Annotated in this window: 9 protein-coding genes; 4 read left to right on the forward strand and 5 right to left on the reverse strand. The window is 71.5% G+C overall.

Annotated elements, in window-relative coordinates:
* Window positions 1–25: 25 nt before the first annotated feature.
* A complete protein-coding gene (locus tag EF387_RS22965; RefSeq protein ID WP_128378590.1) occupies window positions 26–598 on the reverse strand; it encodes a hypothetical protein in 573 nt (190 codons plus the stop codon).
* Between the two features lie 429 nt (window positions 599–1,027).
* Between EF387_RS22965 and EF387_RS22970 the strand changes: the two genes are divergently transcribed.
* The 3 genes from EF387_RS22970 to EF387_RS22980 are packed head-to-tail and all read left to right on the forward strand — an operon-like array spanning window position 1,028 to window position 4,764.
* The gene (locus tag EF387_RS22970; RefSeq protein WP_128378473.1) at window positions 1,028–3,925 is read left to right on the forward strand and encodes a nitrate- and nitrite sensing domain-containing protein; all 2,898 of its coding nucleotides are present in this window, start codon (window positions 1,028–1,030) and stop codon (window positions 3,923–3,925) included.
* Complete coding sequence (locus tag EF387_RS22975; RefSeq protein ID WP_128378474.1) at window positions 3,922–4,359, forward strand: roadblock/LC7 domain-containing protein; 438 nt, start codon at window positions 3,922–3,924, stop codon at window positions 4,357–4,359. The genes EF387_RS22970 and EF387_RS22975 overlap by 4 nt, the downstream gene beginning before the upstream one ends.
* A 9-nt stretch (window positions 4,360–4,368) precedes the next feature.
* Window positions 4,369–4,764, forward strand: a complete 396-nt coding sequence (locus EF387_RS22980) for a DUF742 domain-containing protein (RefSeq protein WP_128378475.1) — start codon at window positions 4,369–4,371, stop codon at window positions 4,762–4,764.
* A gap of 150 nt (window positions 4,765–4,914) precedes the next feature.
* On the opposite strand, the gene EF387_RS22985 is transcribed toward EF387_RS22980, so the two are convergent.
* The 4 genes from EF387_RS22985 to EF387_RS23000 all read right to left on the reverse strand — a co-directional run bounded on the left by EF387_RS22985 (window position 4,915) and on the right by EF387_RS23000 (window position 8,803).
* Entirely contained in the window at window positions 4,915–5,361 is a 447-nt protein-coding gene (locus EF387_RS22985) for a thioesterase family protein (RefSeq protein ID WP_338058121.1), read from the reverse strand.
* Window positions 5,362–5,417: 56 nt separating this feature from the next.
* The gene (locus EF387_RS22990; protein WP_128378477.1) at window positions 5,418–6,392 is read right to left on the reverse strand and encodes a 3-hydroxyacyl-CoA dehydrogenase NAD-binding domain-containing protein; all 975 of its coding nucleotides are present in this window, start codon (window positions 6,390–6,392) and stop codon (window positions 5,418–5,420) included.
* A gap of 41 nt (window positions 6,393–6,433) precedes the next feature.
* A complete protein-coding gene (locus EF387_RS22995; protein ID WP_128378591.1) occupies window positions 6,434–7,321 on the reverse strand; it encodes a beta-keto acid cleavage family enzyme in 888 nt (295 codons plus the stop codon).
* Between the two features lie 546 nt (window positions 7,322–7,867).
* Entirely contained in the window at window positions 7,868–8,803 is a 936-nt protein-coding gene (locus tag EF387_RS23000) for an IclR family transcriptional regulator (RefSeq protein ID WP_238431639.1), read from the reverse strand.
* Window positions 8,804–9,050: 247 nt separating this feature from the next.
* On the opposite strand from EF387_RS23000, the gene EF387_RS23005 reads away from it, so the two are divergent.
* A complete protein-coding gene (locus EF387_RS23005; protein ID WP_128378478.1) occupies window positions 9,051–10,595 on the forward strand; it encodes an ABC transporter substrate-binding protein in 1,545 nt (514 codons plus the stop codon).
* The last annotated feature ends 10 nt before the right edge of the window (window positions 10,596–10,605 follow it).

Raw genomic sequence — 10,605 nt, forward strand, 5'->3', positions numbered from 1 at the left:
CGGCCCACCGCGGTCGCCCCCCGGTTCAGGGATGCGACAGCTGCCCCGCACGGCCGCGCCGGCGTATCCGCTCCCGGGCGCGTTCCGCCGCGCGCGCCTGGCGGCGGGCCACACGGCGCTCACGGCGCAGGGCGCGCGCGGTGCTGCTGGGCACCGACACCACGCCGTGGCGCTGGTACCACACCTGGCGTGTGACCCATACGTCCAGTGCGCCCCAGGTCGCCGCGATCGTGCTCGCCACGCTGCTCAGGACCATGGGGAAGGCCAGCCAGGAGCCCGCCAGGGTGCAGAAGAAGGCGATCATCGCCTGGAGCAGCGTGACCGCGATGATGAGCACCGCGCGCACCGATGCGGTGCGCACCGGATCGGGCATCCGGCGGCGCCGGGCGGGCTCCTCGATCCAGAGCTGCTTGGACAACTCGCCGCCCGCGTCCACCTGATGCGCGGATGGGCGACTCGCCGGGCCACCATCCGTCCCACGGCCACTGCCGGTCCCAGGGCGGCCGTCCGATGTCCTGGGAGCCTGTGGCGCCGCCACGGCCGCCACCACCTCCGCGGTTCCGCCCTCCGCCGACCCGCTCCGCTCCGCCGTGCCCATCACCGTCGTCACTCCCCACCGCCCGGCAGTTCTCTTCCGGTGGTCATCCGACCCCGGCTCCCCTGTGACTGCCCGGCTTGCTCCGTTTCACACCCGTTCGCGCCATGTGTCGCGTCCGGTCTCGTCCGGTCCGTTCCGCCCCGGCTCCCGAAGGTAATGACGAATCAAGTACCCCGAAGATTCCCAAGGAACGATAAATTTCAGCCAACAGGTCAGCCATGCCTGCCCTGTTCCAGCAGAATCCGGAAGCCGGAATCAGGGCGGCAATCTCCCCAGATGAGGGGACAACTCCGCATCTGTGGCTAGGGTTGGCGTTCGAACACACCCGGACGCGCCTTCGAGTAAACCTTGTCACGGTAGTAGGCTCACGCCGTTTGTTGACGCACATGTGTACCCCCGGGCCCGACGGGGGTCGAGCTGGGGGAGTCCATGCGCTTTCGCGGGAAGTCCATCCGCCGGAAGATCGTGGCGTTGCTTCTCGTACCGCTGCTGTCGCTGACCGCCATCTGGGGCTTCGCCGCGGTACTCGCGGGGCGTGAGGCCATGCAGTTCCTGGACGTGGCGGACGTGAGCGCACAGATCAAGGACCCCGTCGAGGACACGATCCACGTCATCCAGACGGAACGCCGACGCACCCTCGTCCAGCTCGCCGAGCCGGGCTCGTCCGAAGCCCGCAGCCAGCTTCAGCGCAGTCGCACCGCCACCGACGAGGTCGTGGCACGACTGCGCGAGAGCGCCTCCGACTCCGGTGTCCGGAACGCGATGGGCGGGGACGAGTCCGACCGTCTCACCGTGTTGCTGAACGAACTCGACGGCCTGGACGGTCTGCGCCGCAACGTGGAAGAGGGCGGAATCGGCCGGGTCCGGGCCCTCGAGCTCTACAACGCGCTCGTCGATCCCGCCTACGTCTTCCTCAGCAACCTCCACGGCCTGGACAACAACGTGGAGATGGACAAGCAGTCCCGGGCCGTCGTCCATGTCTCGCACGCCCGCGAACTGCTCTCCCGCGAGGACGCGCTGCTGGGCTCCGCGCTGATCGTCAAGCGGATCACCCGTGAGGAACTCCGCGAGATATCAGGCCTCGTGGCCCAGCGCACCCTCCTCTACGACGTCAACCTGCCGCTGTTGCCCGCCTCGGAACGGGAACGCTACGAGCGGTTCTGGAAGGACCCGAGCACGAAACCGCTGCGCGCGGCCGAGCAGTCCGTCGTCGACGGAGCCGCAGGAACCCCGCGCGGCGTCAGCGCGAACAGCTGGAACAGCGCCGCCGGTGAAACCATCGACGCGCTCGGCAAGCTCGACGACCAGGTCGGCGACCGCTTCCAGGAGCGGCTGCGCTCCGCGGGCGTCGTCGCCGTCGCCCGGGTCGCCGTGGGTGCCGTCCTCGGCCTCGCCGGTCTGGTGCTGTCGCTCTTCCTGTCCGTACGCATCGGCCGCACCCTCGTCCGTGACCTGCGCCGGCTCCGGCTGGAGGCCCATGAGGCGTCCGGTGTGCGACTGCCCAGTGTGATGCGCCGGCTGGCCGCCGGTGAGCAGGTCGACGTGGAGACCGAGGCCCCCCGACTCGAGTACGACAAGAACGAGATCGGCGAGGTCGGCCAGGCCCTCAACACCCTCCAGCGCGCCGCCGTCGAGGCCGCGGTCAAGCAGGCCGAACTGCGCAACGGTGTCTCGGAGGTCTTCGTCAACCTCGCCCGGCGCAGCCAGGTGCTGCTGCACAAGCAGCTCACGCTGCTCGACGCCATGGAGCGGCGCACCGAGGACACCGACGAACTCGCCGACCTCTTCCGCCTCGACCACCTCACCACCCGTATGCGGCGGCACGCGGAGGGCCTCGTCATCCTGTCCGGAGCGGCGCCCTCCCGGCAGTGGCGCAAGCCCGTCCAGCTCATGGACGTCGTACGGGCCTCCGTCGCCGAGGTCGAGGACTACGAGCGCATCGAGGTGCGCAGGCTGCCGCGCATCGCGGTCACCGGCCCCGCCGTCGCCGACCTCACCCACCTGGTGGCAGAACTCCTGGAGAACGCCACGGTGTTCTCGCCGCCACACACCGCGGTGCAGGTCCTCGGCGAGCGGGTCGCCAACGGCTTCACGCTGGAGATCCACGACCGCGGCCTCGGCATGGCCCCCGAGGCCCTGCTGGACGCCAACCTGAGGCTCGCCGAGACACCCGAATTCGAACTGTCGGACACCGACCGGCTCGGTCTCTTCGTGGTCAGCCGGCTCGCCCAGCGCCAGAACGTCCGCGTCTCCCTCCAGCAGTCCCCGTACGGCGGCACCACCGCGATCGTCTTCATCCCCGACGCGCTGCTCACCGACGACGTGCCGGACACCAACGGCAACGGGTTCCGCTTCGACCGGATGCGGCCCGGTGCCGACCCCGAGACCGACGCCCAGCGCGCCAGGGCGCTGTCGGACGGACCCATCGAGCTGCCGGGACTGCCCCCGTCGCTGCTGGACGGCCCGGTGGAACTGGAGGCGCCGGTCGGCCTGCTCGGTGAGTTCCCGGACGCGCTCGGGGACTCCGACAGCGAACGAGGCGGTCTCTTCCGCCGGCACCGCTCCATCGCCGAGGTCCCCGACGTTCCCCCGGTCCCCGTGGAACAGCACCAGCAGGCCCGGGACACCCGCGAGGGCGACGCGGCGGCCCGCCCCGGCGAGGCCGACCACCCCGGCACCCCGCTGCCCCGACGCGGGGCCCCCAAGCTGGTGAGTTCGCACGGACGTCCGGTCACCCGGACCAGGGCGTGGCACGAGGGCACGCACGACGAGCGCGCGGAGCCGGTCGCCGATGAGCGCCCGGAGCCGATCGCCGACGAGCGGCGGTCCACGGGCCCGGCCGCCGGGACCGACTCTCCCCGCGAGCTGCCGCGGCGCCGGCGCCAGCAGAGCGGGATCGCGGAGGCGGGGGCGACCGCGAAGTCGCCGTCGAGCGGTGCCGGAGCGGCATCCGATCCGTCCGGCGCCCGGCCCGGGCCGTCCGCACGCCGTGACGTGCCGGCGCGCGGCGGCGGCTCCGGAGGCGGAGGCGGGGCCGGCAGCCGGGGCCCGGCCGCGGACGGTCTCACTCCGGCCGCGCCCTTGCCCCGGCGGGTACGGCAGGCCAGCCTGGCGCCACAGTTGAAGGACGGCCCCGACCGGCGCGCCGAGCGCACGGCGGCCGGGCCCGAGGGCGGTCCCGACGTCGTCGAGCGCGACGCCGACGAGGTCCGCAACCGCATGGCCTCGTTGCAGCGCGGCTGGCAGCGTGGTCGGGAGGAGAACGCCGCGGGCGACGAGGCCCAGGGCGGCACAGCACACGGAACGACAGAGGGGGACGGTCGATGACCGCACCACAGACCGGCCACACCACCGCGAACGGGGGCTCGGGTGAGCTCAACTGGCTGCTGGACGACCTGGTCGTGCGGGTCGCCAGCATCCGCAAGGCAGTCGTGCTCTCCGGCGACGGGCTGCCCATCGGTGTCTCCCAGGATCTGACCCGCGAGGACAGCGAGCACCTGGCGGCCGTCGCCTCCGGGTTCCACAGCCTCGCCAAGGGCGTCGGCCGGCACTTCGAGGCGGGCAACGTCCGGCAGACCGTGGTGGAACTCGACGACGCGTTCCTCTTCGTCACGGCCGCGGGCGACGGCAGTTGCCTCGCGGTCCTCTCCGACGCCGACTCGGACGTCGGACAGGTCGCCTACGAGATGACACTCCTGGTCAAGCGGGTCGGTGTGCATTTGGGCGCGGCTCCACGCAACGATCTGCCCGCAGGCGGGTAGTGGAAGGGCATGAGCACTGACGGTCAGGAGACCTCCCGCTGGTTCGACGACGACGCCGGCCCGGTGGTCCGTCCGTACGCCATGACCCGCGGCCGGACCACCAGTCCTGGTCAGCACCGCCTCGACCTGATCGCGGTGGTCGTCGCCGAGGAACGCTCGGCCGACCCCGAGGCGGACCACACGCTGTCCCCGGAACACGTGGACATCGTCGGGCTCTGCCGTGACGCACCCCAGTCGGTCGCGGAACTGGCGGCCGAACTGGACCTGCCCGTGGGCGTGATCCGCGTCCTCGTCGGAGACCTGGTCGACGAGGAACTCGTCCACGTGTCGCGTCCGGTGCCGCCCGCGGAGCTGCCGGACGAAAGCATCCTCAGGGATGTGATCGACGGACTCCGGGCCCTGTGACCCACGGCCTCCGCGCGCTCCCGACGGGCGTGCGGAGGCCTCACGACCAGTGCCGTGCCGGGCGTCGCGAACGGGGCGAGCGTTGCCTGTTGGGGCAACAGTGCTGCGGCAGGCAACGTTTGCCCGAGGCGAGCGTTGCCTGTTGGGGCGCTAGACAGGGGCGATCGCCCGGCCCGCCCAGGGAGGGGCCTGCTCCACGAGCGCGGTCAGCGCGAAGCGCACTTCGTCCGGGAACGGTGCCGCGCGGCCCGCCTTCCGGTCCACGTGCAGTGCGAACAACTCGGTGGTCGCCACGGGTTCGGCGCCCGGTTCCGGATCGGCGCGGGGACCGCCGACCACATGCATCTCGTGCGCGAAGTGCGCCTTCTTGGTCGCGATCCCCAACACCCGGGTGTCCACGGCGAGTGACGCCCCCTCCGGCACGTCCCGGAGATAGCGGATGTGCGCTTCGACCGTGTAGAGCGAACAGCCGGTGCTCTCGCGGTACTCGGGACCCATTCCCGTACGGTCCATCAGCGCGTCGGTCGCGTGGCCGAAGACCAGGACGTAGTACGCCTCGCTCAGATGGCCGTTGTAGTCGATCCACTCGGGTCGCACGGTCGCGCGGAACAGCGGCAGGCGCGGCGGGGGCGGAGGTGGGGACGGCGAGAGGTTCACGCGCCACCCGCCCGGGGCAGCCGGCCGGTGGCGCGCAGCACGTCGATGACCCCCTGGTCGCGCTCGGCCACCAGGTCGGCGATGGAGCGGCCGTCCGCGGCCTCGGCGCAGCCGGCCACGACCGCGTCGTAGAGCGCCCGGTCCAGTTCGGGAGCCTCGAGCCGGGTCCACGGGGACTTCAGGGACGGGCCGAAGTGGTCGAGCATATGGGCCATTCCACCCTCGCCGCCGGCCAGCGCGAAGGTCAGCATCGGACCCATGATCGCCCAACGCAGTCCCGGCCCCTCGGTGATCGAGAGGTCGATCTCGCGGACGGTCGCCTCTCCGTTGGCGACCATGTGCAGGGCCTCCCGCCACAGGGCTTCCTGGAGCCGGTTGGCGATGAAGCCGGGCACCTCCCGGTCCATGGTGATCACGGACTTGCCCGCCACCTCGTAGAAGCGGGCGGCCCAGCGCACCGCCTCCGGGTCCGTCCGCCCGCCGCCGACGACCTCAACGAGCGGGATCAGGTACGGAGGATTGAACGGGTGCCCCACGACCAGCCGTCCGGGCGTGACGGCCTCGGTCTGCATATCGGTCATGGGATAGCCCGAGGTGGACGAGGCGACGACGACCCCGGCGGGCGTGGCCGCGTCCAGCTTCGCCAGCAGCTCGCGTTTGAGGTCCAGCTTCTCGGGCGCGCTCTCCTGCACGAACTGGGCTTCGGCGACCGCCTCTTCGAGCGTCGCGGTCACCGTGAGGCGGTCCGCGGAGGCGCCCGCGGCGAGGCCGAGGTGCTCCAGTGCCGGCCAGGCGGCGTCGACGAGCCGGCGCAGCCGTGCCTCGGCATCGGGCGCGGGGTCCCAGGCCGTCACGTCGTAGCCGCGGGCCAGGAAGTGGGCGACCCAGCCGCCGCCGATCACTCCCGCGCCCACGCAGGCGACACGGCGTACGTCCTCGGGGGCGGTCGTGGGGGTGGAAAGCTCTGTCATCCAGGGCTCCTTGAAGGCTTCGGGCCGGTGTGGTCAGCGGTTCAGCCGCGAGGCTTGAGGCCGAGCGCGAGACGGGCCTCGTCGGGGGTCGCGACCCGTGCGCCCAGCGCCTCGACGATGGTCACCGCACGCTCGACGAGCTGGGCGTTGGTCGCCTTGACGCCCTTTCCGAGGTACAGGTTGTCCTCCAGGCCGACGCGCACATGGCCGCCCAGCAGGATCGACTGCGCCACCCACGGCATCTGCATCCGGCCGAGCGCGAAACTGGCCCACTGGGCGCCGTCCGGCAGCATGTTGACCATCGACTGCAGGACACCGGGGTTCGCGGGGGCGCCCCACGGGATGCCCATGCAGAGCTGGAACACCGTCGGGTCGTCGAGCAGCCCCTCGGAGCGCAGCTGCTTGGCGAACCACAGGTGCCCGGTGTCGAAGATCTCCAGCTCGGGCCGCACACCGAGCTCCTGGATGCGCCTCGCTCCGGTGCGCAGCATGTCGGGCGTGGAGACGTAGAGGCTGGAGCCGTCGCCGAAGTTGAGGGAGCCGCAGTCCAGCGTGCAGATGTCGGGCAGCAGGTCCTCGACGTGGGGCAGGCGCTCCAGTCCGCCGACGAGGTCGGTGCCGGGAAGTTGCCTGAGCGGCTGCTCCGGGTCGATGACCAGGTCGCCGCCCATGCCCGCGGTGAGGTTGATGACGACGTCGGTGCCGGTCTCCTTGATGCGCTCGACGACCTCCCGGTACAGGCGCGGGTCACGTGAGGGCGCTCCCGTCTCCGGGTCCCGCACATGGATGTGCACGGCGGCGGCACCGGCCTCGGCGGCCTGCACCGCCGAGGTGGCGATCTGCTCGGGGGTGACGGGGACGTGGGGGCTCCTGCCCACGGTGTCACCGGCGCCGGTCAGAGCACAGGTGATGATGACGTCTTGGTTCATGGTCACGGGTTCCTCCCCGAGATGCTGTTCGCATTGTGGGCCATCATCGCGCAATACGAACATGCTCCGGTCGCACGTCTCCCGTCAAGGGGTCCATGCGGGGCTGCCCGGCGGGGGCCCGTGTCCACGCCGGGCGCGGTGCGGTGCAGTGCCGGGCTGGTCGGGGCGGGGTGTCCGTGCCGGGAGTGGGGCGGGCGTCCGTGTCTGTGGACCCGTGGGGCGGAGGCCCGTGTCTGGGGGTTATGGGGCTGGTCGGGCAGGTCCATGCCGGGCGCGTCACGGGTGGTCGGGCGGGGTCCACGCCGGGTGTGGTGTCGGGTGGTCGGGCCGGGCCCGCGCCGGGTACGGGGCGCGGCTGGTCGGGCCCGTGCCCGGTGTGGTGCGGGGCTGGTCTGCGGGGTCCGTCCCGGGTGTGCCGCCGGGGTGATCCCGCAGGTCGCCGTGGCGCCGACCCGGCTGCGTGGGCGGCCCGGCTGCCTGGCGGCCCGGCTGCCTGGCGGCCCGGGTGCCGGACGGGCACACCCGCGGGGCCGAGCGGCCCCGGTCTCACGCCGTCCGCGCCGCCCGCGCGATCTCCTCCGCCGCCGCCCGTGCCAGCGGACCCAGCGCCGTGAACCGGGACTCGGGCACCCGGTCCTGCGGCCCCCAGATGCTCACCACGGCGAACGGTCGCCCGCGGCTGCCGAGGACCGGGGCCGAGACCCCGTAGAGGTTCCGCTCCATCTCGCCGACGCAGACGCTGTAGCCGCGCTCCCGCGTCTTCGCCAGGTCCTCCCGCAACCGCGACCGGTCGGTGATCGTGGTGTCGGTGTACGCGGGCAGCGGCTCGGCCAGCAGGGACTCCGCCTCCTCCGCGGGCAACCAGGCAAGCAGTGCCTTGCCCGTCGAGGTGGCGTGCAGCGGCACCTGCCGGCCCAGCCACTTGGCGCTGAGCACGACCGGCGGGGTCACCTCGTCGATGTACGTCAGCCCCAGCTGCTGCACCACCGCCAGATTCGCCGTCTCGCCCGTCTGCTCGCTGACCCGGCGCAACGTGCCGTGCGCCCGGCGGATCAGTCCGTCGAAGCCGGCCGCCGACGCCATCCGGGCGACCGCGAAGCCGATCGTGTAGCGGTTGGTCACGGGGCTGCGCTCCACCAGCCCGTACTGCTCCAGCGTGGACAGCAGGCGCCAGGCCGTGGCGCGGTTGAGTCCGCACTGGGCCGCCAGGTTCGACGCGGTCTCGCCTTCCGGTGTGCTGTCCGCCGTCGCCTGCAACAGCGTGATCGCCCGCTCCAGCGACTGGACCTTGCCCGATGACCCGCCGCCCGGCTCCGGCGCGCGCGACGCGGCGTCACCGGCGACCTTGCCCACGCCACCAGAGCCGTTGTCCGCGCCACCGGCGATGTTGTACGCGTCACCGGCGCCGTTGTCCGCTCCACCGGCGCCGGTGACGCCATCGGTGCCGTCGCTGCCGGTGGAAGTGCGGGAGGGCTTCGACATGGACATCTTCCTGGGCTCCTGACCAATCGGGAGGACACGCGTGGGGTGGGGTCCCGGCGCCCACCGCCCGCCCGTGCTGGGCGTTCGGCGGCGCCGCGAACAGGATTCCACCCCTTGACCGACTTGAACGCTGTCCCTATCTTCTCAGCATCCGTGCGGCCATCGCGTCATATGAACAACTTCGCTTCTGAAGGCGAGGCCAGCCATGCCAGAAACCCACTCCCCTCCCCCCGCGACCCCCCACGCGATGAAGCGCAGGGATCTCCTTCGCGGAGGCGCCCTGCTCGCCGCCTCCGTTCCGGCCGCGGGCCTGCTGTCCGCGTGCTCACCGAACCGTGTCGCCCCGGCCGCCGGCCGACCAGTGCGCGGCGGGGTGCTCCGAGTCGGCGTCAGCGGCGGCAGCGCCAAGGACACCCTCGACCCGCACAACCCGCTCTCGTACCCCGACCAGGCACGCGTCGTGAACCTGTACGAACCGCTCTTCCACCACGATGCCGCCTACCGCCTGAAACCTTTCCTCGCCGAGTCACTGGAACCGTCCAAGGACGGCAGGACCTGGCTGCTCAGGCTCCGCGCCGGCGTCGAGTTCCACAACGGCAAGACCCTCGACGCCCGCGATGTCATCGCGACCCTGCGCCGCATTGTCGACCCCAAGGCCCCCACCGCCGGAGCCACCAGCCTCTCGGTCGTCGACGCGGGCCGCCTGCGCAGGGTGGACGCCACCACCGTCGAGATTCCGCTGAAACACCCGTACGCGCTGCTGAAGGACCTGCTGGCGCAGTACAGCCTCGGCATCGTCCCCGAGGACTTCGACCTGCGGAAACCCGTGGGCACCGGGCCCTTCGCGTACAAGTCCTTCGCCCCAGGGGACCGCTCCGCGTTCACCCGCTTCGACGGCTACTGGCGGCGGCCCGCCCACCTCGACGAACTGCACATCATCGACTTCCCCGACGACACCGCGAAGATCAACTCCCTGCTCAGCGCGCAGATCCACGCCATCGACAACCTCCCGCCCGCCTACATCGACATGATCGAGAAACAGGGTGGCCAGGTCCTGATCTCCGAGACCGGCTCCTGGAACCCGATCACCATGCGCGTCGACACCCCGCCCTTCAAGGACGTACGGGTCCGGCAGGCGTTCCGGTTGATCGTCGACCGGCCCCAGATGGTCAAGCAGGTCCTCGGCGGCCAGGGCCGCGTCGGCAACGACCTCTACGCCCCCTTCGACGTCGCCTACAACAGCGACCTGCCCCAACGCCACCAGGACCTCGGCCGGGCCAGGTCCCTGCTCAAGGCCGCCGGGCAGGAGAACCTCACCGTCGAACTCGTCACCTCCGGCGGCATCGGCTCCGGCGCCATCGAGGCCGCTCAGCTCTTCGCCCAGCAGGCCAAGGGCGCCGGGGTGAAGGTCAAGGTCCGCATCACCGACTCCGCCACCTTCTACGGCGACCGCTATCTGAGCTGGCCTTTCGCCCAGGACTACTGGTTCACCCGCAACTACCTGCCCCAGGTGGACGCCGGGTCCCTCAAGACCTCCCCGTACAACGAGACACATTGGAACGATGCGGAGTTCAACACCCTCATGGACCGGGCCCGCCGCGAATCCGACGCGAGCAAACGCAACGAACTCCTGAAAGCCGCACAGCGGACCGAGTACGACCGCGGCGGACACATCATCTGGGGGTTCAAGAACCAGGTCGACGCCTACGCCGCCAACGTCACCGGCTTCACCGCCAACCGCAACCTCCCGCTCTCGAACTACGAGTTCCGCAATGTCTCGGTCAGCGGCTGAGGCCGCGGCG

It is taken from the genome of Streptomyces cavernae (assembly GCF_004023625.1).
GTDB classification, from domain to species: Bacteria; Actinomycetota; Actinomycetes; order Streptomycetales; family Streptomycetaceae; genus Streptomyces; species Streptomyces cavernae.

Bases quoted from the DNA above. Each gene is read 5' to 3' on its own strand.
- EF387_RS22980 (WP_128378475.1), top strand. From the start codon at position 4,369: ATGAGCACTGACGGTCAGGAGACCTCCCGCTGGTTCGACGACGACGCC.
- EF387_RS22995 (WP_128378591.1), bottom strand. From the start codon at position 7,321: ATGAACCAAGACGTCATCATCACCTGTGCTCTGACCGGCGCCGGTGAC.
- EF387_RS22990 (WP_128378477.1), bottom strand. From the start codon at position 6,392: ATGACAGAGCTTTCCACCCCCACGACCGCCCCCGAGGACGTACGCCGT.
- EF387_RS22975 (WP_128378474.1), top strand. From the start codon at position 3,922: ATGACCGCACCACAGACCGGCCACACCACCGCGAACGGGGGCTCGGGT.
- EF387_RS22965 (WP_128378590.1), bottom strand. From the start codon at position 598: ATGGGCACGGCGGAGCGGAGCGGGTCGGCGGAGGGCGGAACCGCGGAG.
- EF387_RS22970 (WP_128378473.1), top strand. From the start codon at position 1,028: ATGCGCTTTCGCGGGAAGTCCATCCGCCGGAAGATCGTGGCGTTGCTT.
- EF387_RS23005 (WP_128378478.1), top strand. From the start codon at position 9,051: ATGAAGCGCAGGGATCTCCTTCGCGGAGGCGCCCTGCTCGCCGCCTCC.
- EF387_RS23000 (WP_238431639.1), bottom strand. From the start codon at position 8,803: ATGTCGAAGCCCTCCCGCACTTCCACCGGCAGCGACGGCACCGATGGC.